Annotated in this window: 18 protein-coding genes and 3 tRNA genes; 9 read left to right on the plus strand and 12 right to left on the minus strand. The window is 70.7% G+C overall.

The features are described from left to right. Positions 1 to 26: 26 nt before the first annotated feature. Together ABZS37_RS13750 and ABZS37_RS13755 are read right to left on the minus strand one after the other, a co-directional pair. Positions 27 to 1,628, minus strand: a complete 1,602-nt coding sequence (locus ABZS37_RS13750) for a ricin-type beta-trefoil lectin domain protein (RefSeq protein WP_355168708.1) — start codon at positions 1,626 to 1,628, stop codon at positions 27 to 29. Between the two features lie 237 nt (positions 1,629 to 1,865). Next, entirely contained in the window at positions 1,866 to 4,133 is a 2,268-nt protein-coding gene (locus ABZS37_RS13755) for a glycosyltransferase family 39 protein (RefSeq protein WP_355168710.1), read from the minus strand. 124 nt (positions 4,134 to 4,257) lie between these two features. Between ABZS37_RS13755 and ABZS37_RS13760 the strand changes: the two genes are divergently transcribed. Then, on the plus strand, positions 4,258 to 4,965 hold the full coding sequence (locus ABZS37_RS13760; RefSeq protein WP_355168712.1) for a glycosyltransferase family 2 protein: 708 nt from the start codon (positions 4,258 to 4,260) through the stop codon (positions 4,963 to 4,965). Here ABZS37_RS13760 and ABZS37_RS13765 read toward each other — a convergent pair. Further along, positions 4,951 to 5,844 carry a transketolase gene (locus ABZS37_RS13765; protein WP_355168714.1) on the minus strand — a complete coding sequence of 298 codons (894 nt, stop codon included), beginning with the start codon at positions 5,842 to 5,844 and terminating at the stop codon, positions 4,951 to 4,953. The genes ABZS37_RS13760 and ABZS37_RS13765 overlap by 15 nt on opposite strands. A 5-nt stretch (positions 5,845 to 5,849) precedes the next feature. After that, positions 5,850 to 6,533, minus strand: a complete 684-nt coding sequence (locus ABZS37_RS13770) for a transketolase (RefSeq protein ID WP_355168757.1) — start codon at positions 6,531 to 6,533, stop codon at positions 5,850 to 5,852. 59 nt (positions 6,534 to 6,592) lie between these two features. On the opposite strand from ABZS37_RS13770, the gene soxR reads away from it, so the two are divergent. After that, positions 6,593 to 7,066, plus strand: coding sequence for a redox-sensitive transcriptional activator SoxR (soxR, locus tag ABZS37_RS13775; protein WP_355168716.1), 474 nt, complete (start codon positions 6,593 to 6,595; stop codon positions 7,064 to 7,066). 36 nt (positions 7,067 to 7,102) lie between these two features. Here the strand turns inward: soxR and ABZS37_RS13780 are convergent, their stop codons facing one another. After that, positions 7,103 to 8,077: an NAD(P)H-quinone oxidoreductase gene (locus tag ABZS37_RS13780; RefSeq protein WP_355168717.1), complete on the minus strand. Its 975-nt coding sequence runs from the start codon at positions 8,075 to 8,077 to the stop codon at positions 7,103 to 7,105. A gap of 108 nt (positions 8,078 to 8,185) precedes the next feature. Here ABZS37_RS13780 and ABZS37_RS13785 point away from each other — a divergent pair. Continuing rightward, positions 8,186 to 8,272 (plus strand) — tRNA-Ser (locus ABZS37_RS13785). A gap of 34 nt (positions 8,273 to 8,306) precedes the next feature. Here ABZS37_RS13785 and ABZS37_RS13790 read toward each other — a convergent pair. Beyond that, positions 8,307 to 9,500: a low temperature requirement protein A gene (locus tag ABZS37_RS13790; protein WP_355168718.1), complete on the minus strand. Its 1,194-nt coding sequence runs from the start codon at positions 9,498 to 9,500 to the stop codon at positions 8,307 to 8,309. A 51-nt stretch (positions 9,501 to 9,551) separates the two neighbouring features. Further along, on the minus strand, positions 9,552 to 9,707 hold the full coding sequence (locus ABZS37_RS13795; protein ID WP_355168719.1) for a hypothetical protein: 156 nt from the start codon (positions 9,705 to 9,707) through the stop codon (positions 9,552 to 9,554). Positions 9,708 to 9,851: 144 nt separating this feature from the next. On the opposite strand from ABZS37_RS13795, the gene ABZS37_RS13800 reads away from it, so the two are divergent. Then, complete coding sequence (locus tag ABZS37_RS13800) at positions 9,852 to 10,394, plus strand: YbhB/YbcL family Raf kinase inhibitor-like protein (RefSeq protein ID WP_355168721.1); 543 nt, start codon at positions 9,852 to 9,854, stop codon at positions 10,392 to 10,394. Positions 10,395 to 10,496: 102 nt separating this feature from the next. On the opposite strand, the gene ABZS37_RS13805 is transcribed toward ABZS37_RS13800, so the two are convergent. Then, the gene (locus ABZS37_RS13805) at positions 10,497 to 11,207 is read right to left on the minus strand and encodes a class I SAM-dependent methyltransferase (protein WP_355168723.1); all 711 of its coding nucleotides are present in this window, start codon (positions 11,205 to 11,207) and stop codon (positions 10,497 to 10,499) included. A 211-nt stretch (positions 11,208 to 11,418) separates the two neighbouring features. On the opposite strand from ABZS37_RS13805, the gene ABZS37_RS13810 reads away from it, so the two are divergent. Then, on the plus strand, positions 11,419 to 13,254 hold the full coding sequence (locus ABZS37_RS13810; RefSeq protein ID WP_355168725.1) for a hypothetical protein: 1,836 nt from the start codon (positions 11,419 to 11,421) through the stop codon (positions 13,252 to 13,254). 10 nt (positions 13,255 to 13,264) lie between these two features. Here the strand turns inward: ABZS37_RS13810 and ABZS37_RS13815 are convergent, their stop codons facing one another. After that, on the minus strand, positions 13,265 to 14,047 hold the full coding sequence (locus ABZS37_RS13815) for a hypothetical protein (protein ID WP_355168759.1): 783 nt from the start codon (positions 14,045 to 14,047) through the stop codon (positions 13,265 to 13,267). A 329-nt stretch (positions 14,048 to 14,376) separates the two neighbouring features. Here ABZS37_RS13815 and ABZS37_RS13820 point away from each other — a divergent pair, with 329 nt between their 5' ends. Next, positions 14,377 to 15,906, plus strand: a complete 1,530-nt coding sequence (locus tag ABZS37_RS13820; RefSeq protein WP_355168727.1) for a peptide deformylase — start codon at positions 14,377 to 14,379, stop codon at positions 15,904 to 15,906. Between the two features lie 68 nt (positions 15,907 to 15,974). Here ABZS37_RS13820 and ABZS37_RS13825 read toward each other — a convergent pair whose 3' ends face one another. After that, positions 15,975 to 17,090, minus strand: coding sequence for a globin domain-containing protein (locus ABZS37_RS13825; protein ID WP_355168729.1), 1,116 nt, complete (start codon positions 17,088 to 17,090; stop codon positions 15,975 to 15,977). 145 nt (positions 17,091 to 17,235) lie between these two features. Between ABZS37_RS13825 and ABZS37_RS13830 the strand changes: the two genes are divergently transcribed. Further along, complete coding sequence (locus ABZS37_RS13830; protein WP_355168731.1) at positions 17,236 to 18,006, plus strand: CPBP family intramembrane glutamic endopeptidase; 771 nt, start codon at positions 17,236 to 17,238, stop codon at positions 18,004 to 18,006. Positions 18,007 to 18,010: 4 nt separating this feature from the next. Here ABZS37_RS13830 and ABZS37_RS13835 read toward each other — a convergent pair whose 3' ends face one another. After that, positions 18,011 to 19,372 carry a hypothetical protein gene (locus tag ABZS37_RS13835; RefSeq protein ID WP_355168733.1) on the minus strand — a complete coding sequence of 454 codons (1,362 nt, stop codon included), beginning with the start codon at positions 19,370 to 19,372 and terminating at the stop codon, positions 18,011 to 18,013. A 145-nt stretch (positions 19,373 to 19,517) separates the two neighbouring features. On the opposite strand from ABZS37_RS13835, the gene ABZS37_RS13840 reads away from it, so the two are divergent. Continuing rightward, positions 19,518 to 19,608 (plus strand) — tRNA-Ser (locus ABZS37_RS13840). 35 nt (positions 19,609 to 19,643) lie between these two features. Next, a tRNA-Arg gene (locus ABZS37_RS13845) sits at positions 19,644 to 19,719 on the plus strand. A 715-nt stretch (positions 19,720 to 20,434) separates the two neighbouring features. Here ABZS37_RS13845 and ABZS37_RS13850 read toward each other — a convergent pair. Continuing rightward, positions 20,435 to 21,016, minus strand: coding sequence for a DUF3159 domain-containing protein (locus tag ABZS37_RS13850; RefSeq protein WP_355168735.1), 582 nt, complete (start codon positions 21,014 to 21,016; stop codon positions 20,435 to 20,437). Positions 21,017 to 21,329 lie beyond the last annotated feature (313 nt).

The raw sequence follows: 21,329 nt of genomic DNA on the forward strand, positions 1-21,329 counted from the left end.
GGTCGACGCCAGGGCCCCTTCGTTCGTCAGTAGACGCGGGAGCCGATGAAGTCGTCGTGACCGTAGCCGACCGGGTTGGCGGCGGTGCGGGCCTCGAACGAGAACTGCTGCCGGGTGCTGGTGGAGCAGGTGGCCAGCCGCAGCCGGGGAGTGCCCGACGACGGATTGTCGAACGCCACGCAGAGGTTGCTGGCGCTGGCCGGCTTGATCTGGTTACCGACGAAGACGAACTGTTGGGCGGCGGTGCCGTTGCAGTCGTAGACGTTGACCGTGGTGCCGGAGGTCATCGAGTTGTTGGAGACGTCCAGGCAGCGGTCGTGGGACAGCTCCGAGTGCAGTGACCGCCGGGCCGAGTCGTACCAGAAGCCCTGGTTGCGCCCGCCGTGGCAGCCGTACGACTGTTGGGCGGTGCCGTTGCGGGAGTCGTAGCCCTTACCGTCGACGCAGGTGCTGGTCGCCAGGTTGCGCAACTGCTTGAACTGCATCAGGCCGGAGTAGAGCACGCCGCTGCCGGTGCTCGCCGGGTCGACGCAGGTGGCCTGGGTCTGCCCGGAGTTCCAGAACTGGGTGATGCACTGGGCGAACATGCCGTGCCCGCGCGCGTTGGGGTGGAACGACTGCCGGGCGGCGTTCTCGTTCCAGATCCCAATCTCGATGTTGAGGCCGCGGACCGAGGTGTTGTCGGTGCACACCTCGTGGCCGTGGAAGAGTCGGCTGGCGTCCAGGTAGCGGGTGCCCGTCTGGGTGGCCGCCGCGCGCAGCGCCGACTCGAACATCGGCACCGCCTTGTTCCGGGCGAACGCGGCGTCAGCCAGGTAGAGCAGGCAGCCGCCGGAGTACCAGCCGGGGAAGTTCGGGTTGTCCTCCACGTCCGGGCTGCCCGGGCTCGGGTACGACATGAGCACCAGCTCGTAGTCGGACCCCAGGTAACCGGCGTTGGTCATGGTCCGCCGGATGTCGGTGAGGGCGTCGGCCACCGCCCGGCGGCTGCCGTCGGTGCGGATCGTCCACTGGTCGGTGTAGGTGGCGTAGCAGGAGCCCTGGAGGAAGACCCGGCTGATTGCGCAGTCGGTGGCGACCGGGCCGAACTGGATCGTGCCGTCGCCGTTCGCGCCGACCACCACCCAGATCAGCTTCACGTGCGTGTTGCGCGCCTTGATCCCCAGGTAGTCGCCCTGGTTCAGCTCGTTGTGCTGGGTGGGGCCACCGGCGATGAGGTTCCACGGGGTGGCGCCGGAGCAGGCGATGTTGTAACGCGCGTCCGACGGGATGCCGGTGCGGAACACCGCCTGGTCGTACGAGCGGTCGCACCAGTTGCCATCCTGGTGGGTGCCGGGCACGTAGTTGCCGACCCCCTCCCCGGAGATCTGACTGTCGCCCATGGTGATCAACGCGGTGCGGCGTTGCTCGATCGGGCGGATCGCGGAGCTGCCGTAGAGGGCGGTCGCCTCGGCGGCCCGGATGGCCTCGAGGTTGGCGGGGAGTGGTTGGACGGTCGGCCGGTCGGCGGCGGCCGCGGGAGCGGCCGTTCCGGCGAGCATCGGCAGGACGAGAGCGGCGACGGCGACGGCGACGGTGATGGCTCGTCGTCGGGTCGCGCGTTCGGGCCTGGCGGGGATAGCAGGCATCGACGCACTCCTTTCGGGTCAATCGCGGGACGTCGATTGAGTTACCAGAAGGTAACGTGCGGATCAATGGATGTGAATGCGTCTCGGATTCTTGCGCGCGAGATGCAGAACCGCCCGGATCGGACTATCCGGGCGGCCGGGTGCACGGCGGCCTGGTTGATCGACTCCAGCTCGGCGATATCGGGGTATCCGGGCCAGCACGACACCCCGATATCGCCGACACCGTGTCGATCACTGCTACCGGCCGGGCGGTAGGGCGTAGCCGACGTAGCCGCGGAACTCCAGCCGCCAGCCGGCCGGAACAAGCTTCGCGCAGGCCGGCTGGCTGCCGGTGCAGACGATCGCGTCGACCGAGGACGGATCGGCCGGCGGCCGATCCGGCAGCACCGACTGCAACGCCACCAGCTCCGGCGAGCGTCCATCCGGCTGCCGCAGCAGCAGCCACCACGGGTACTCCCAGTTGTCGTTCTGCTGCACCAACCCGATCCGTCGGGCACCGCTGTCGCGAACCGCCGACGCGGCCCAGCGGAACTCGTCGGCCCACTGGGGGCGACGCAGGAACCGGGTGTCCCAGTCCGAGGTGGTGAAGACCGAGCCGTCGCCGACCAGCCGTCGTGGGAAGCCGTAGGACAGCGCGAGTACCCCGGCCAGCGCCGAGGTGGCCAGCACGGTGACGGCCGCCAGCGTGGCCACCGACCGTCGCCCCGCCCGTCCGGCCGTGCGCGGCGCCCCGGCCGTGCCCGCTGTCCCGGCTGTGCCCGGCGTCCCGGCCGTGCCCGGCGTCCCGGCTGTGCTCGCGGCCGTGCCGGCGTGGCGGCGGAGGAGCGCGTCCAGCCAGAGCCCGGCCAGTGGCACCGCGAGCACCAGGGCGTAGAGGATCAGCCGGTTGCCCCACGGCTGCCACTTGATCATCGAGGTGTGCAGCAGGACGGTGGTCAGCACCACCACCGCGTACGCACGCAGCGGACCGGTCTGCCCGGGGTCGATCCGGCGCGGACGGGCGAGCGCGACCAGCGCGCCGATCACCGCCAGTGCCCCGGCCAGGGGAAACGCCACCCGGTCCTCGTCCGGATACCAGGCCGGCTCCGGGAAGATCTCCCGACCGAAGGTGATCGCGCGGTCCTGCGGGTCGACCCCGAGCACGCCCGCGCCGTCGATGATCGCACCGGCACCGGCTCGGCGCAGGGGCGCCAGCGGCGTGTCGAACGCGGTGTGCCCGATTCGCAGCATGTTGACCAGGATCGACGGCGGATCGTGCCGTTCCATCGGGATCGACTCGCGTAGCCGGGGTGGTCCCAGCGGATGCCCGAACTCGGCGGTCACCCGGGCGAGGAACGGGCCGACCACCACGGCCGCGACCAGCAGGATCAGCACCGAACCGCTGACCGTGCGCGCCATGCGGCCGACCGGCCGACCCCGGTCAGCGCCCGCCGGGGTCGCGCTCTCGGTCCGGGCCAGCCTGAGCTGGGCCAACCCCCAGAGCACCAGCAGCGGGCCGACCGCGATCAGACCGCTGGTCTTGGTCACCGCGGTCAGCCCGGTGGCGGCCCCCAACCCGAGCAGCGTGCCCCAGCCGGTCCGCCGACGCAGCCCGTCCAGCACCAGGGTCGCCGCGCAGACCACCCACGCCGCACAGACCAGGTCGGTCTGCGTGCTGGTCGCCTGGAGCACCACCATCGGCGTGGTCGCCAGCACGAACGCGGTGAGCAACTGAGCCCGTCGGCCGCCGCCGAGCTGCGCGGTGATCCGTGCGGCCACCAGGAGGCAGACCACTCCGGCAGCCCACTGCACCAGGTTGTGCAGTTGGTCCCCGCCGGTGAGCAGGCGCAGGTGCAGTAGCAGATACTCGGCTCCGGGCGGGATGGTCACCTGCCGGTGGATGGCGGTGGGCCAGAAGTCCAGGTCGCCCTGGGCCACCCAGTGCTCCACCTTGGGTAGGTGGTACGTCTGCGAGTCGAAGTTGTTCGGCTCGGCCAACAGCGCGACCAGCAGCTCCACCAGGACCAGCCCGCCGACCGTTCCGGCGAGCAGCCGTTCGCCCCGACCCGCCGTACGCCAGGCGTGAACCGCCACGGCGAGCAGACCGGAGGGTGCCCGACCGGCCCGGGTCGGCGTGGGATCGGGTCCGGCCGCACCGCGGTCGGCGGCCAGGGCGGATGTCTCGGGGCCGCCACCGGACAGCACGGCGCCGACCGGCACCGGTAGCGACGCGGCGGTGGACGGCTGCGCGAGACGAGTCGCCCGGCGCCACCGCAGACCGGCTGCTGTCGCGGCGGCGGCCAGGAAGAGCAGCCACGCGGCGGTAAACGCCGGCCGGGTCAGCGCGTGCAACGCGCCGAGCACCTCGACGACGAGCACCGCGTACGCCCCGGTGAGCAGTGCGGCGCGCACCGCGGCGAGTCGCAGCGGTGCCACCGCACCCACCTCGCGTGGCCTCGTGGCGACGGTGAGCAGGAGCACCGCGGCGGCAGGAACCGCCGCGAGCAGGGAGCCGGCAGCCGACATGGCCGGAAGTAAACACCATCCGGCTGAGCCCGCCACGCCGACTGCCCGACGGTAGGGGCAGGCGGTGGGCCAACCAGCCAGGCTAGGCTATGGCCGACATGCTGTCGCCACCGTGGAGATTCCCGTGAAGCTCTCGATCCTCATGCCGGTCTACAACGAGGAAGAACGCATCGCGGATGCCCTCAAGCAGGCGTTGGCGGTTGACTATCCCTGCGAGATCGAGCTGATCGTCGTCGACGACGGCAGCCGGGACGGCACCGGCGAGGTCCTCGGTCGCGCCGACGACGCGCGCTTGCGGGTCGTCACCCACCAGCGCAACGCCGGCAAGGGTGCGGCCATCAAGACGGCGGTCGACAGCGCGGAGGGCGACTACATGGTCATCCTCGACGCCGACCTGGAGTACGACCCGCAGGACATCCCCAAGCTGCTCGCCCCGGTGCTCGACGGGCGGGCCACGGTGGTCTACGGCAATCGCACCTTCGGCAGCCACAGCGCCTACAGCTTCTGGTACGTGATGGGCAACAAGGGCGTCACGATGGCGGCCAACGTGCTGTTCAACTCGTACATCGGCGACCTGGAGACCTGCTTCAAGCTGATGCCGGTGGCGCTCTACCGGTCGCTTGAGGTGCGTTCGCGGGGCTTCGGCATGGAGGCTGAGGTGACCGGCAAGCTGCTGCGCCAGCGGATCCGGCCGTACGAGGTGCCGATCAGCTACCGGGCGCGTGGCCGTGAAGAGGGCAAGAAGATCACCTGGAAGGACGGCGTCGAGGCGATCTGGATCCTCGGCCGTGAGCGCGCACGCCGCCGTCCCGCCACCTCAGCCGCGCGCTGATCCCAGGAACGCGCTGATCGACCGCCGCAGACCGCCGGCGTCCAGGCCGTGCCACCGGGTGTGATCAGCCGGATCGCCGTACCGTCGCAGGTCGGTCTGACCCACCCCCAGAGCCAGCAGCCGATGCGGCACGTCTGCCAGGGCGTGGCTGACGATCGCGCTCGACGTTCCCGCCAGGTACGGCTCGACCAGCACCACGTCGGTCCCGGCGAGCGCCCGTAGCCCCGGCGTGTCGAACGGCCGGGGCGTGTGGGTGTACGCGACCGTCACGTCCATCCCCTCGGTCGCCGCCAGCGTGGAATCGAGCATCGGCCCGACAGCCACCACGAGCGGCGCATTCGTTCCGCCCTGCCGCAGCACCCGTAGTCGGTCGGCGTCCGGGTACGCGTGCGTGTTGCGCTGCTCGCTGAGCCGCAGGTAGACCGGATCGTCGGTGGTCGCGGCGGTACGGAGCAGCGGTGCGACCTCGTCCGGGTGACCGGGCACCCGCACCGTCCAGCCGTCGCCGAGAGAGTCGAAGAGCGCCACATCCCCGGGCGACTGGTGGGTCCGGCCCGCCCTTGATCCGTCGTACGACGCGCCGATGCTGACCAGGACCGCGCCCACGCCCTGATGGTCCAGATCCAACTTGATCTGCTCGTACGCCCGGTCCACCAGAAACGTCGCGTACGAGTGCACGATCGGGCGGAGCCCGGTCAGGGCGAGCCCGCCGGCCACACCGATCATCAGTTGCTCCCGGATGCCGACGTTGAGCACCCGGTCCGGGTGCCGGTGACCGGCCGGCGCGAACTGGCTGGCCGAGATGTCGGCCAGTACGAGTGCGGTGCGCGGATCCTCGTCGAGCAGCGCGGCGGTGGTGTCGATGAAGGCGGTACGCATGATGGTCATCCCTTGCTCTCGATGCGGGCGACCACCAGGTGTGGCCGTCGTGGCCGGTGCCCGGTCAGCGCCGTGTACAGGGCGTTGTGGTCCCGGCCGTCGACGGTGTCGGCGGTCCAGCCGTTGACGGTGAACCGGCTGGCGATGCCACCTGCCCAGCCGTGCGTGGCCGACGAGTTGTCGACCACGACCGCGGTGAGGTTTCCCAGGCCGGTCGCTCCCGCGTACACGATCGCCTCGTGGTTGGATCCCTCGTCCAGTTCGGCGTCGCCGAGCAGCACGTACACCCGGGGTTTGAGCAGCCCCTGGGCCCGCAGCCCGAGGGCGGTGCCGACGGCCAGCCCGAGCCCGTGGCCGAGCGAGCCGGAGCCGATCTCGACCCCGGGCACCAGCAGTCGGTCCGGATGATGGCCGAGCCGGCTTTCCGGCCCGGCCAGGTCGTCGAGCCAGGCGTCCGGGATGAAGCCGTGCGCGGCGAGCACCGCGTAGTAGGCGGCCGGTCCGTGGCCCTTGGAGAGCAGGAACCGGTCCCGCTCCGGGTCGTCCGCGGTGTCGGGGGTGACGCGCAGCACCCGGTCGTAGAGCACCTGGAGCACGTCGATGGTCGAGTGTGCGCTGGGCGCGTGCTTCTCGTCGCCGGTCAGTCGTCGGATCAGCCCGGGGAGCCGGGAGCCGGTGTCGGTGGTCAGTGTGGTGGCCATGCCACTACTGTGTGAGTTGAAGTGCACTTCAACTCAAGGACCTTGTGATGCAGGATCTACTGACGATCGGCGACCTGTCCGTCCGCTCCGGCGTGGCGCCGTCGGCGCTGCGCTACTACGAGCGACTCGGGCTGATCCGCGCCGACCGTACCGGCGGGAACCAGCGCCGGTACGCCCGCGCCGAGCTGCGGCGGGTCGCCTTCATCCGGATCTCCCAGCAGGTCGGCGTCTCGCTTGACGAGATCCGCGACGCACTGAACTCGCTCCCCGACGCGCGCACGCCCAGCCCGCAGGACTGGGCGCGGCTCTCCGCGAGCTGGCGGGGCCGGTTGGACGAGAAGGTTCGGCTGCTCACCAAGCTCCGCGACGACCTGGACGGTTGCATCGGCTGTGGCTGCCTGTCCCTGCAGCGCTGCACGCTCAACAACCCAGGGGACGCGCTGGCCGGCGAGGGGCCGGGTGCCCGCCTGATGCTGCCCCGACCGGCGGATGACCCGACCCCGGCGGGCTCGCCCGCCTGACGGTCGCCGCCCCGCCCGGCCGCCGCCCCGCCCGCGTCACCCGAGCGTGAGCAGCACCTTGCCGAAGTGCTCGTTCGACTCGACGAGCCGGTGCGCCTCGGCCGCCTCGGCTATCGGCAGCCGCCGGTCCACGACCGGTCGGATCGTGCCGGCCTCGACCAACGGCCACACCTCGTCCCGTACGCCCTGGACGATCTCCGCCTTCTCCGCGAGCGGGCGGGAGCGCAGCGACGTCGCTGCCACGCTCGCCCGTTTGGTCAGCAACGCGCCGAGATCCAACTCGGCTTTGCGCCCACCCTGCATCCCGATCACCACCAGCCGACCGCCAGCGGCCAGCGCAGAGACGTTCCGGCCCAGGTAGGACGCGCCCATGATGTCGAGGATGACGTCGGCGCCGCGACCGTTGGTGGCTCGCCGGACCTCCTCGACGAAGTCCTGCTCCCGGTAGTCGATCGGGTGTGACGCGCCCAGCTCACGTAGCCGGGAGTGCTTGGCAGCCCGAGCCGTGGTCAGCACGGTGGCGCCGAGGGCTGCCCCGAGCTGGATCGCGAACGTGCCGATCCCGCTGCCCCCGCCGTGCACCAGCAGCGTGTCCCCCGCGCTGAGCCGCCCCACCTGGACCAGGTTCGACCAGACGGTGCAGGCCACCTCGGGCAGCGCCGCGGCGTCTACCAGGTCGCAGCCCGGCACCGGCAACAGTTGCCCGGCGGGGACCGCGACCCGCTCGGCGTACCCGCCGCCGGCCAGCAGCGCGCAGACCTGCTGCCCGACCGCCCACCCGGCGACCTCCGGGCCGACCTCGGTGATCACCCCAGAACACTCCAACCCGGGGTACGCGGGCGCACCCGGCGGCGGCGGGTAGTGCCCCTGCCGTTGCAGCAGGTCAGCGCGGTTGACCCCGCTGGCGCGCACATCCACGATCACCTCGCCGGGGCCGGGCTCGGGGTCGGGGACCTCGGCCCAGACCAGCGCGTCGGGTCCACCGGGCTGCGGAATGGTGATGGCTCGCATGGCTCAGTCTTACCCGATGCCCCACCGCGCCGCAGGGAGGGACGCCGGGCCGCCCGAAGCGAGCCATGGCAGACTATGCGTGGCCGTGCACCCGCGGGTGACGGCCGGGGAGGGTTCGCCTAGTGGCCGATGGCGCTGGTCTTGAAAACCGGTAAGGCAGCGATGTCTTCGTGGGTTCGAATCCCACACCCTCCGCCCCCTTGGTCGGCGAACGCCTTCCGACCAGCAGTCAGGCACTCCCGGACAGGACACCGGACCCGCGTCTGGTCCACGCCTCGTAGCTGAGAAGTGCGATGAGGAACGCGGTGAGCAGGCCGAGGGCGGCCATGCCGGGCAGGTGCCGGCCGACGGGAATCAACAGCAGCGCCGCAACGGGGGCGACAAGCTGCCCCGGTCGGAGGCTCCGGACGCTGAGACTCAGGAACGTCGCCCTGCCCGCGAGGTACAGGGCTGTCCCGCCGAACAGCGCGCTGGCCGAGATCCAGTTCGAGGTGTCGTGGGACTCCTCATGCGCCAGGCCGGCAAGCACCTGCTCGACTCCCAACGCCACGTAGATGGTCCCGGCGATCAGCGGGAAGTGGGCAAGGCTGTAGGCGTTGGCTCCCACGTGGGCTCGCCGTAGCCCGGACTCCATCATCAGCGCCTGCCCGGCGGCCGTCGCACTGGCGGAGTACAGCCAGTAGAGGCACACCGTGATGCCCAGAGTGAGGAGCGCGGCCAGCAGGATCGGTCCACGGATCGTCTCAACCCCGACCCCGGCGCCGACCGAGATCAGGGACTCGCCGAGCGCAATGATCACCACGAGGCTGTGCCGCTCCGCGAAGTGACCAGGGCTGCGTACCGGCCATCCGCTGAGGCTGGAGGCGACCGCCCCGCCGCCCATGTCGACGGTGAGCGCTGCCGTCCAGAGCAGGATCTGCGCGGTGCCGCCGAAGACGGCCCCGAGGACGAGGGGGATCCAGGACAACGCGGTCGAGAGGGCGTAGAGGCGAACGGTCCTGTGTAGCTGCCGATCATCCAACGCCGCCCAGTAGTTAAGCGCCAGGTGGATCACTCTCACCACGACGTAGGACAGCGCCAGGGTCAGGCGCGGTGCCAACGTTCCCGAACCGGTTTCCCAGGCGTCGGGGATAACCAGAGCGGTGAGGAAGACGGCTGCCATGGCGACGGTGGTGCCGGCACGGATCATCCCGATATCAATGCGGGCCTGGTTCCCCAGCCAGGAGTAGACCAGCCAGGAGATCCACAGCAGCAGGAGTATGAGGAATCCCTGCGTGAGGGTCACCGGCGAGGGTCGCTCGCTCATGAACGTGGTGACCCGGATGAAACCGAAGACGAACACCAGATCGAAGAAGATCTCGAACAGAGTGGGTCGGTGTGTCTCCGCGGTGACCACCGGCCGCGACCGGAGGATCCGCCACATCAGGTCATCTTGACCGTTCGCGCCGGGGCGATCCGGTGCCCTCCAACCTGGTCACTCCGGCGGGTCGGCAACCCGCTTGTGGGTGCGGATCGTCTCCTCGGCCAGCCGTTCGACGGCGCGTCGGCGTTCGTCGGCGATGGCCCGCTCGTCCTGACGGCGGAACGCGGTGAGGACCGCAGCCACGAAGTCCCGCCAGATTCCGGCCACGGTGTCCCCCTGAGGAACGTTGCCCGAACTCAACCGTAGCTCCGGAGAAGCCGTCGCTGGACAGCGCGTACTTCGGGTCGTCGGAGGGGCCGTGGCGGGGTAAGAAGGGGCTGGTATCTCCGCACACCGGAAGGACGCGTCCCGATGACCCTGGAACGACCGATCGCCCCGGACCCGTACGAGCTGCTGCCGACGCTGCCCTCGTTCACGCTGACGAGTGACGATGTGCAGAACGGCGAGCCGATGGACGCGCGGCACGCGCACGGCAGCACCGGGGGCGACAACGTCTCCCCGCAGCTGACCTGGTCGGATTTCCCCGCCGAGACGAAGAGCTTCGCGGTGACCTGCTTTGACCCGGATGCGCCGACCGGCAGCGGTTTCTGGCACTGGGTGCTCGTGAACGTGCCGGCCGACGTGACGCAGCTGCCCAGCGGCGCGGGTGGCGCGGCGGGCACCGACCTCGGTGGGGCGTTCTCGGTCCGCAACGACTACGGCGAGCAGGGGTACGGCGGGGCGGCTCCGCCGGCCGGTGACCGCCCGCACCGGTACGTCTTCGCGGTGCACGCCGTGGACGTCGACCGCCTCGACCTGACCCCGGACGCCAGCCCGGCCTACGTCGGCTTCAACCTCACGTTCCACACCCTGGCCCGAGCGGTGATCCGCCCGACGTACCAGATCAAGGAGTGATCCCTGCCCCGCGATCTTGCACTTACTGCCCCGGCATACCTGACATAAGGCGCACAGGGGCGACCGAAAGTGCAAGATCGCGGGGGTGGGGTGGGGTGGGGGTTAGGGCTTGACGCGGGCTACGGCGAAGACGGACTGACCGAACGGGGGGCGGACGAGTTGCTCCGCCGCCTTTGTGGCGGGGAGGACGACGGTGTCGTAGACCTTGACCATCGGGCCCTCCTTCGGCATCAGCCGGAAGACCTTGGTGGCCATGAAGTAGCCGATCAGCCCCAGGGCGTTGGCGTAGTGGATCTTCTCGACGGTCAGGCCGGCCTCGGTCATCGCCGCTTCGAGCGTCTTCTTCGTGTAGCGGCGGACGTGGCCGGTGGCGATGTCGGCCGGACCCATCGCGAACTGGAACGCCGGCACGATGATGATCACGGCGCCGCCGGGTCGGACCAGGTCACGCATGCTGCGCAGCGCGCCCACGTGGTCCTCGATGTGCTCCAGGACGTTGTACGAGACCGCCGCGCTGTAGTGGCCCCGGTCGTTGTGTGGCAGCAGCATCTGCCGGACGTCGACGTTCGGCCGGTCGGCGAGGCGCTCCTTGAGCTGCACGAGCCGGTCCGGATCAGCCTCGGTGGCGGTGAACCGGGGCAGCCGCTGTGACCATTCCAGCGCGTAGTCACCGAGGCCGCTGCCGATCTCGATCGGGTCGTCGCCGAGGTGCGGCACCGCCAGTTCGATGAACCAGCGACGGTGGTTCACAGCGGTCGCCAGGCCTTCCAGCACCTCGGACTGCACGCGCTGATCCCCAGTGATTTCTGCCATGCGTCGATTCCTCACGATATGAACTCGACCCGTGCCTGGACCGACAGAGTGAATCATCCGCTGAGCGGCAGAAGAATCGGGGCATCGGGGTGGCCGAATTGTGGTCGGGGGGTGGGTTCGTGATCGGCGGTCGGCGAACCCGGCACATAGTACGGCAGTACCCCGAAACATGTCACGGCAGCGCCTTACCCTGACTACCCTATGAATTGTCATGACTACTCCTGAATCGGACGCGCCCAGCGGCACCGACGGCCCGGCCACCGCGTCGTCGGTGGAGGGGGCGCCTGGTGACGCTCGGCCTTCCCGCAGAGGGAAGTGGGCCGATCTGGCCGCCGTGCTGAGCTTCGTGGTGCTCGGCTTCTGGGTCACCGGTCGGCTCTGGTTGGAACCGGGCAGCGGCGTGCGGGACAACCAGTCCGATCAGTCGCAGTTCGAATGGATGATGGCACACGGTGCGCGGGTCGTTACGCATTTCGTGTATCCGTTCCATTCCGAGCAGATGAACGTTCCGGATGGCGTGAATCTGATGGCTAATACGTCCGTATTATCCATTTCATTGCCACTGACGCCGATCACCCTGCTCTTCGGTCCGCGGGCGGCATTCCTGGTCTTTCTCACCGCCGGCATGATTGCCACCGCCACGGCCTGGTACTTCCTGCTCTCCCGGGTCCTGATCGGCGCTCGCGGGCCGGCGTGGCTGGGCGCCGGCTTCTGCGCGTACGCGCCGGCCATGGTGTCGCACGCCAATGGGCACCCGAACATCGTGTCGCAGTTCGTCGTCCCGTTGATCATCTGGCGCACGCTGCGACTCGGTGAACCGGGCCGCTGGCTGCGCAACGGGCTTCTTCTCGCGCTCGTGATCGTCTGGCAGGCCTTCCTCAACCTGGAGATCCTGCTGATGACCGCGATCGGGCTCGGTGTGGTCGTCGGCGTGCTCGCCCTCGGCCGGGCGGAGCTGCGGTCGCGGGCCCGGCCCTTCATCGCCGGCCTTGCCGTAGCCGCCGGGGTCGCCGGGCTGCTGCTGGCGTACCCCCTGTACGTGCAGTTCTTCGGCCCGGACGCCTACTCCGGGCTGTCCCGCCTGATCCGCGGTTACTCCAGTGACCTGGCCTCGTTCGTCGCGTACTCCCGGGAGTCACTCGCCGGTAGCCCGCGCACCGCCGCGGGCCTGGCCAAGAACCCGACCGAGGAGAACAGCTTCTTCGGTTGGCCGCTGGTGGTGCTGGTGATCGCCCTGGTCTGGTGGTTACGCCGCTCGGTCGTGGTGCTCGCGCTGGCCGGGCTCGGGCTGCTCTTCGCGGTGCTCTCGCTGGGTCGGGAGGTCCGCTTCGACAACCGGGGTACGGGTGTGCCGGGGCCCTGGGCGGCGCTGGAGAACCTGCCCATCCTGCACTCGGTGGTGCCGACGCGGTGGGCGTTGGCGATCACTCCGATCATCGGGCTGCTGCTCGCCTACGGTGCCGAACGCGCCCGCGAGCTGGCCAGCTCGCACCCGGCCGCCAGGGGGCAGATCCGCTTCGTCACCGCCACCATGCTCACGATGGCCCTGTTGCCGATCGTTCCCACGCCGCTGCCCGTGGACCACCTCGAACCGGTCCCCACCTTCGTGACCAGTGGGGCGTGGCGTCCCTACGTGGCTGGTGGGCGCAGTGTGGTGACCCTGCCGCTGCCGGACAACACCTACGCGGAGCCGCTGCGGTGGTCCGCGGCGACCCGGCTGGACATGCCGCTGGCCCGCGGCTACTTCCTCGGCCCGGACACCCGCCCGAACGCCGAAGCGCCGCGGGTGGCGTTGTTCGGTGCCCCGCCCCGCCCCACCAGCAGCTTCTTCACCACCATCCGGCGTACCGGGGCGGTGCCGCCGATCACCCCGCAGAGCCGGGTCCGCGCGGTCGACGACCTGCGCTTCTGGCGGGCCGGTGTGGTCATCCTCGGGCCGCACGAGAACGAGGCCGCGCTGCGCCGGGGGATGACCGAGCTGACCGGGATCCAGCCGGTCTTCACCGGCGGTGTGTGGGTGTGGGACGTCCGGTCGTTGACCGACTGAGCGACGAGACTCAGGCCGGGCGGACGCAGCAGCCCTGGCAGACCTTCGGCCGGGGCAGGGTGAACGCGAGGCAGCAGGTGCGCCGCTGCACGGTCGGCTCACCGGTCGGCCCCGGCACCAGCTCAATCAGGTCCGTGAGGTCGAGCGCGCCGAGCAGGGTGTCGATGCTGTGCACCGTCGAACCGGGCAGACCGTCGGCGGCCCGCAGGATGCCGTGCGCGATGCCGGAGGCGACCGAGCCGAGCAGCGTCCGGGTGCCCACCCGGACCTCCGACTGGATCGCCGTGATGAGCGGTGCCAGGTGAGCGTCGAGCAGGGAGGCGCGCAGTGCGGCGAGCAGCTCCGCCTCGTCGGCGACGACCCGCACCTCCGGCAGGCCGGCGAGCGCGAGCGGGTCGCTCGGCAGCACCGCCACGGTGGTGCCACGGCGCAGGCCCATGGTGAGCAGCTGCCGGTGGTCCTCGAAGTGGATCAGCACGTCAGCCGGGTCGAGCAGCGGCACCCGCCGGGCGGAGGCCCAGCCCAGCACGACCGGCAGCGCGGTCCAGTAGCTGTACGACTTCCAGGCCAGCGCGGCGCAGGCATGGGGAGTGCCGCCCCAGCGGACGGCGGCGCCGCGCAGCAACTCGGGCAGCCGACTGCCGTCGATCAGGGTGGTGGCGGGCGCCCAGCCGAACTCGTCGTCGACCAGTAGGCCCCGGGCCAGCCCGGGAAGGTCGTCGGTGCCGAACATGGCACGCAGTGTCGCGGTGACGGGGGCGAGCGGTGTGGCGGTGGCGTCCCGCCTCGGCATCACCGCTGTCACCTGAGTCATCCCCCGTCCGCAGGACCGAGGAGTGTGCCCCGGCGGACGACCGGTGCCGTCCTGAGCTAAGGCTAGCCTAACCAGGCTCCTTGGTCTAAGGGAAGCCTCACCTTGGTCGGATCGGGAGGTCCCGGTCACTCGGCTCCCAGCGGAGCAGCGGTCCCGCCCTGCGGACTACCCGACGGCAGCACTGGGAAACGCCGCCGCAGGATCGACGGCTGTCGGTGGATTGTCAAGCGAAGTGTCGGCAAGGTGCCAGATGCGTGTGCGCTCGCGCACAGAACGTGAAACTTATAGCCCCGGCCACGAGGAAGCCGATGACGACCTCACCCCTCGAACGGGCTGCCGATTCCTTCGCGGCCGAGCTCGCCCGGCAACGGACCGGGCGAGGGCTGTCCAAGAAGCAACTGGCCATCCTGATGGGGTTCGACCCGTCCTACGTGAGCCACGTCGAGGGGCGCCGACACCGCCCAACCGAGGACTTCGCCCGCCGCGCCGAGGCCGTCCTGGAGGCCAGCGGCGCGATCTGGCAGCGCTTCCGGGAGTACGACGACCTACGGCACGCCCGCGCGGGTCAGCCGCACCGCGAGCCGTACCTGCCCGGACAGTGGCTGCCACCCGGCACCGGCCTCGTCGTGGAACGGGAACTCGCCACCCTCACCCACACCGACGCCGGCTACCGGTGCGTCATCCACCGCCAGCTGTACAACGCCGGCACCGAGCCGGTCACCCGCTACCTGGCTCGGGTCGCCGTCGACCGCTACCCGAACGACCCCGGCCGCTCCAACCGACACCACCGGGAGCACCCCCTCACGTTCGCCGAGCTGCAACTACAGGCCCGCCGAGACGACGACGGCGGTGACCCGGAGCCGATGCACTGGCGGGCCAAACACGATCGGGACGCGTTCAAGGAGATCTGGCTGCTCTTCGAGAACGGGGAACGGCGCTTCCCGCTCTACCCCGGAGACCGGGCCACCATCGAGTACGCGTACAGCGTCGGGCACGAGAAGTGGGGCCCCTGGTTCCAACGGGCCGTCCGGCTGCCCACCCGGCAGCTCGCCGTACGCCTGGACCTGCCGGTGGCGCTCGACCCGCAGGTCTGGGGCGTGGAAACCTCGCTCTCCGCGGAGGAGGGCCCGCTGCGGACGGCACCACAGCGACACGACGAGGGTGACCGGGCGATCTACGACTGGCAGACCGACGACCCACCGCTGAACGCCCGCTACCGGATGCAGTGGCGGTTCCGTGCCCGCCTGGAGACCGACCCGGACGGCGGCCCCGGCGGTGCCCGGGTCCGGCCCAGCGAACGGATGCGTGGCCTCGGCATCGTGCAACGCGGGGACGACCTGCTCCGCCAGCGCGTTCGCCTGTTCGACCTGCCCGGCGACGAGCAGGTTGCCCGGGACGTGGTCGACCGGCTCACCACGGCCCTGGCCCGGCTCGACGAGCTGCACCCCTTCAGCAAGGGGGTGGGCGTAGCCGCCCCGCAGTTGGGCATCGGTCGGGCGGCGGCAGTGGTGCGGCCCCCCGACCGGTCAGCCGAGCCGGTCGTGCTGCTCAACCCCCGGGTGGTCGACGCCGACCCGGACACCGACGAGCAGTACGAGGGCTGCCTCTCCTTCTTCGATCACCGGGGTCTGGTGCCCCGGCCGCTGCGACTGGACGTGGAGCACGCCCAGTGGGACGGCAGCCGGATCATCACCTCGTTCGAGTTCGGCATGGCCCGGCTGGTCGCACACGAGATCGACCACCTGGAGGGCCAGCTCTACGTCGACCGGATGGCCCCGGGCGTGCCACTGGTGCCGGTCGAGGAATACCGCGAGACCGGGCGCCCCTGGCGCTACTGACCAGGAAGGGACCGGGGCGCGTGCCCCAGGGGGCAGGGGCACGCGCCCCGGTGTGGGGGGAGGAACGTCTAGAGGTCACCGAAGGTGTCGTAGCGGATGTGCGGCGGCGGCACCTCGTCCGCGGCGAGCACCCGCAGCGTGGACCGGACCATCCGAGCCGAGCCGGAGACGTAGCAGTCGTGCGTGGTCCACGGGCCATACCGGGCCACCACGTCCGGGATGTCGCCCAGCTCACCGTCGAAGTCCGGGTCCTCGCTGCACGCTGCGGTGACCGACAACCACGGGTGTACGGCGACCAGCTCCTGCAACCCGTCCAGGCCGTACAGGTCCGCTGCCTGCCGGGCGCCGTAGAAGACGTGCACCCAGCGGGTCCGGTTGTAGGTGGCCAACTCCTCCACCAGCGCCTTGATCGGCGCCAGGCCGACCCCGCCGGCCACACAGAGGATGTCCCGTTCCGAGGAACGGTCCAGGGTCATCGACCCCATCGGCGCCGCCAGGCGGAGCAGGTCACCCGGCCGGACCCGACGCACCAGCGCGCCGGACACCCAGCCGGCCCCCGGCGACCGCACGTGGAACTCCAGCACGTTGTCGTCGTTCGGGGCGTTCGCCACCGAGTAGTTCCGCCACACCCGGGGGTGGTGGCGCGGCACCTCCAGGCTGACGTACTGCCCAGCCTGCCAGCGCAACGGATGCTGCAACGCCCGGCAGGTCAGCACGGCGGTGTCCGGGCCGTGCCGCTCGTGGGTCAGCACTTCGGCGTGCCAGAACGGCGGGTCGTCGTCGGCTTTCGCCCCGGCCACCATCAGGGCGGCGATCGCGGCGTACGCCTCGCGCCACGCCTGGTCGTACTCCAGGTTCCAGCCGTCGCCGGCGGTGCTGCGCAGCGCGTCCAGCAGAGCGACGCCCATCGTCGCGTAGTGCCGCTCGTCGACGTGGTACTTGCGGTGGTCGCGGCCCAGCGCCCGGAGGAACTCGTCGAAAGACTCCGGGTCGTCGACGGTGTGGATCGCCGTGATGATCGCTTCCAGCAGGCGGTCACCCTGGCCGGTCATCTGCACCGGGAAGAGTTGCCGCAGGGTGGGGTCGAGCAGGAACAGTCGGGCGTAGAAGTGCCCGCTCAGCCGGACCCGGTCCTCCTCGACCAGGGTCCAGCTCTCCTTCAGCAACCGCGCGAGGTTGTCCACGGGACGCTCCTTCTCCAGACAGCAGCGGATCGGGCGCCCATAGAATCTCCACGGAGAGTGTCTACTGGTCGCACAGAATGTGCGATCGGCTCATGCTGGCCGGTCGGCCGTGTCACCAGTGCCGCCCGTCGGGCAGAGTGGTGCGGTGACCGTTGAGCTGACCCGCCCGGTGTCCCGCCGAGTGCTGGGCACCGAGACGCTGCTGGTCCTCGGCCTCTCCCTCGGCCAGTCCGCGATCTACGCGATGGTCTCGATCATCGCGAAGCTGACCGCCGACGGTCCGCTCTCCAAACAGACCGCCTCGCTGAACACCTCAGCGTCGGCCCGACCCTGGCTGGACCTCACGTACCAGCTGCTCGGCATCGTCTTCGCGCTGCTGCCGGTGCTGCTCGCCGTACACCTGCTCAGCCGTGACCCCGGCGACCCGATGCGGACCCTCGGCCTGGACGCCCGGCGGCCCGGCCAGGACCTGGCCCGCGGCGCCGGCCTGGCCGCGCTGATCGGCCTGCCCGGGCTGGTCCTGTTCTGGGTGGCAGCCCAGTTGGGCATCAACGCCACGCTCGTGCCGGCTGCGCTGCCGCAGGTCTGGTGGGCGGTCCCGGTGCTGATCCTCGCCGCCGTGCAGAACGCCGTGCTGGAGGAGGTGATCGTGGTCGGCTACCTGGTCACCCGACTGCGGCAGCTGCACTGGCGGCTCGCCGCGATCATCGGGGCCAGCGCGCTGCTCCGCGGCTCGTACCACCTCTACCAGGGCTTCGGCGCGTTCCTCGGCAACGCGGTCATGGGCGTCGTGTTCAGCCTCTTCTACCTGCGTACCCGGCGGGTGATGCCGCTGGTCATCGCGCACACCCTCCTCGACGTGGTCGCCTTCGTCGGCTACGCGCTGCTGCCCCGCGAGTGGTTCGACTGGCTCTGACCGGTCAACGCGGGTGGGATCGGTAGACGGCTGCCGTTCGGGCCGCGAGCCGGTCGGCGGCCGCCGAGTCACCCAGCGCCGCCGCGAGCACCGCCGCGCCCGGCAGCAGCCGGGCCGCCAGCCGCAACGCAACCCAGCCGCCGGCCTGCGCCGTGAGCGGTGCGGCCAGTCGCCAGGCCGCCTCCGCCGCCTGCGGCCAGGCCCCCTCGACCGGGTCACCCGCCGTCTTCGCGGCAGCCAACGCCGCCTGGGCGCTCGCCATGTCCGGGTGCACCCGGGTGAGCACCAGCAGCTCGGCGGCCCGGTCGGGATGCGCCGGATCCTTGCCGTACGCCGCAGCGAGGTGTAGCACCAGGTTCGAATGGGTCCAGAGCACCGAGGCCAGCTCGGCCACCGGCGCGAAGAAACCGGCCAGCGCCGCGGTCGCCCCGCCCGCGCCGGCCGAGCGGACGAACCGCCGGGTCGCCAACCGGGCCAGGCCGTCCGCCGGGGCGTCCGGATACCGGGCGCGCAGCCGCGCGGCCCAGGTGGCCGCGTCGGGCCCGAGCGCCCGCACCGCCGCCAGGGCCAAAAGCTCCGGTGCGAAGCCCGGGTGGTCGAGCACGCGCGCGGCGACCGCCCGCAGCTCCCATTCCGGGGTACGCGTCGGAGCCGGCGCGGTCTGCTGCTCGGCAGGGAATTCCAGTGGCGTGTGCTGCTCGGCCAAAGGGTCCGGTGTGGCCTTCTTCGGGGTGGTGCTCTTGCGAGGGGCCGCCGCTCGTTTGGTGGGGCTCGCGGCGCGCTTGCTCGGCGTCGGTGCCGGCGTGGTCTGGGTCACCTCGGCCGACGGTTCGGCTGTCTTCCTGGTGGCGGCCCGGCGAACGGGCGCGGCCTTGGCAATGGGGGTCGCCTTGGCAATGGGCGCGGCCTTGCGAACGGGGGTGGTCCGGGCCTTTGGTGCCTGGGTCGCTGGCTCGACGCCTGCCGCAGGGCCTGGCGGGTCGACGTTCGCTGCGCCGTTGGGTGGGCCTGGCGGGTCGACGTTCGCTGCGCCGGTCGGTGGGCCTGGCGGGTCGACGTTCGCTGCGCCGTTGGGTGGGCCTGGCGGGTCGACGCTCGCTGCGCCGGTCGCGGCGGTCGGCGCGCGGCTCGGCTGTCGCGGCAGAGGGCGGTCCGGCTCCGGTGGCTGGAAGAGCACTGCCGGGGCGGCCTTGGCCGGGCGAGGACGCTGGCTGGCCGGAGTGGCTGCCGGCGGTGCCTCGGTCTCGATCGTCTCCGCCGGCGGCTCGGCGGCCGTCGGCGGGGTGAAGGTGGCCCGCGGGGGGCGCCGACGCGCTCTATCAGCAGGCTCTCGACGGGTCGACTCGCTGGGCGGCTGCTCCTGCATATCGATGGAGCGTAGTCCCGATCACGCCGACGCACAGCGTCAAAACACGGGGGCGGGCGGCCACGGTGGGCGTACCCCGGAAGTCGTTTTGCTCCCGGTGGGTGGCGACCTGTATCCTCGGGCGCGGTGGTCTGCGGGCCACCAGGGAGACTTCGCCTAGTCTGGTCTATGGCGCCGCACTGCTAATGCGGTTGGGGTCTTAAAGCCCCTCCCGGGTTCGAATCCCGGAGTCTCCGCGCGAAAGCCGGGTGTGTAGACTGGCTGAGCACAAGCGCCCGTAGCTCAATGGATAGAGCATCTGACTACGGATCAGAAGGTTAGGGGTTCGAGTCCCTTCGGGCGCACCACTTGAGCAGGGAATATAGCCAGTCGGCTATATTCCCTGCTTTCGTATGGGTTACGTGTGGGACACGGTTGTGACACACGTTTGCCCAGGTCGGAGGCCCTTTTTCGGCGGTCGCACCCCTCGAGAGGCTTCCCCGACGTCCGAGCAGCTACGGAGCAGCCTCGTCTCACTAGTTGGGATTCCCCAGGCATGAAAATGGGACGCCAAAGCGCGGGTTCGCTCGTTTCCGCAGGTAGCGGCCTCGCCTTGTACGGCGCTGGAGGAGGCCCTGCGGCTAAAAGCATCTGATTATGCGTCACATGCTTTCGCATGAAAGAGGCCTCCCCGAGACGACGTGGCTAGCACCTGCGGTCGCAACCACAACGGTGGTCGTGCTGGTTGGCACGCCGTCCGGCCTGTCGATCGGGCAGCCGACCGCGACGGCCAAGCCGTGGCGGTGGCGGTGGTTATTGGGTGCGGCCGCTGAGTGATCGGGAGGTCGGCAATTGCCGTGGGTCATTCGCCTGGAAGTCAGCTGGCTTACCGATTCGACTACGGCGGGCCACGGTCGCGCTTGTCCTCCGCTGGTGGAACACCGCGCCGGCGATCACCCGACCGGCCTGGATCAATTGGTTCCCGGATGGTGTCGCGCCGGCCGCAGCCCTCGCTCCGAGCCGGCGAAGCCCCACGGTCAGTCGGCGGTTCCCGACGGACCGTCCGGGTGGATGGATGGGCAGCTACGCGGGCAGGGTGCGGCCCAGGAAATCCCGGATGAGGTCGGCGACTTCGTCCAGGCTGCTCTCCAGCAGGAAGTGTCCGCCGTCGAGGAGGTGGACCTCGGTGTGCGGCAGATCTTCACCGAAGGCGGTCGCCCCGGCCGGTGCGAGGGCGTTCCAGATGACCCCGGTCAGCGGTCGACGGGCCAGCACCGAGGCGAGCGTCACGACGAAGCCGGCCAGCGAGGCCCAGATGCCGATCACGAAGAAGTCCCGCGCGGACCCGGTCCACGCGACGATCCCGGCGGCCACCGCCACCCCGAGCAGGCTCCCGATCGCGGAGACGAGGCGCTCTCCGCGCAGTAGCCGGAAGACGAACAACGCCAGCCCGGTCGCGCCGGCGACGCCGACCGCTACCGGCAGCGGTAGCAAAGCGTTTGCCGTCACGAACACGATCACCGGAACCGTGGAATAGGCGAACCCGGCGACGCCGCCCATCTGGTTCAGGATGGTGGGCCCGGCGGCCTGGCTGGGGTCGCCTGGGCGGGCGGACCCACGGTCGCGCTCCGGTGCGGGGATCGGGTCTTCCTCGTGGATAAGCATCGAGGCAATTGGCAGGTGTGCCGTTGCGGCACACGCAAGCCCAACGGCGCGGACGTGGCCGACCTCACCGGCCGCGAGCCGGAATCGCCGCCAGTTCGGCGTCGAGGGCGCGGAACGTCTGTTCCGCGCCCTCGACCGATTCCTGTGCCACGGTGCCGCACGGTCTTCAGCGTGGTGCCGGCGATCTCGGCCGGCTCACGCGTGCTCCAGCCGGCCCTCGTTCCGCATGCTGCCATCGCACACTGTGCCCCGGGGGCACAGTCGACGTCAGCCGCGTCGGCAGCTCTTGTCGCCGGCCGGCATGGTGCCGTCG

It is taken from the genome of Micromonospora sp. NPDC005413 (assembly GCF_040606435.1).
Taxonomy (GTDB): Bacteria; Actinomycetota; Actinomycetes; order Mycobacteriales; family Micromonosporaceae; genus Micromonospora.

Coding starts and splice junctions, on each gene's coding strand:
- ABZS37_RS13750 (WP_355168708.1), bottom strand. CDS start 1,628: ATGCCTGCTATCCCCGCCAGGCCCGAACGCGCGACCCGACGACGAGCC.
- ABZS37_RS13755 (WP_355168710.1), bottom strand. CDS start 4,133: ATGTCGGCTGCCGGCTCCCTGCTCGCGGCGGTTCCTGCCGCCGCGGTG.
- ABZS37_RS13765 (WP_355168714.1), bottom strand. CDS start 5,844: ATGCGTACCGCCTTCATCGACACCACCGCCGCGCTGCTCGACGAGGAT.
- soxR (WP_355168716.1), top strand. CDS start 6,593: ATGCAGGATCTACTGACGATCGGCGACCTGTCCGTCCGCTCCGGCGTG.
- ABZS37_RS13780 (WP_355168717.1), bottom strand. CDS start 8,077: ATGCGAGCCATCACCATTCCGCAGCCCGGTGGACCCGACGCGCTGGTC.
- ABZS37_RS13790 (WP_355168718.1), bottom strand. CDS start 9,500: ATGTGGCGGATCCTCCGGTCGCGGCCGGTGGTCACCGCGGAGACACAC.
- ABZS37_RS13800 (WP_355168721.1), top strand. CDS start 9,852: ATGACCCTGGAACGACCGATCGCCCCGGACCCGTACGAGCTGCTGCCG.
- ABZS37_RS13805 (WP_355168723.1), bottom strand. CDS start 11,207: ATGGCAGAAATCACTGGGGATCAGCGCGTGCAGTCCGAGGTGCTGGAA.
- ABZS37_RS13810 (WP_355168725.1), top strand. CDS start 11,419: ATGACTACTCCTGAATCGGACGCGCCCAGCGGCACCGACGGCCCGGCC.
- ABZS37_RS13815 (WP_355168759.1), bottom strand. CDS start 14,047: ATGCCGAGGCGGGACGCCACCGCCACACCGCTCGCCCCCGTCACCGCG.
- ABZS37_RS13820 (WP_355168727.1), top strand. CDS start 14,377: ATGACGACCTCACCCCTCGAACGGGCTGCCGATTCCTTCGCGGCCGAG.
- ABZS37_RS13835 (WP_355168733.1), bottom strand. CDS start 19,372: ATGCAGGAGCAGCCGCCCAGCGAGTCGACCCGTCGAGAGCCTGCTGAT.
- ABZS37_RS13850 (WP_355168735.1), bottom strand. CDS start 21,016: ATGCTTATCCACGAGGAAGACCCGATCCCCGCACCGGAGCGCGACCGT.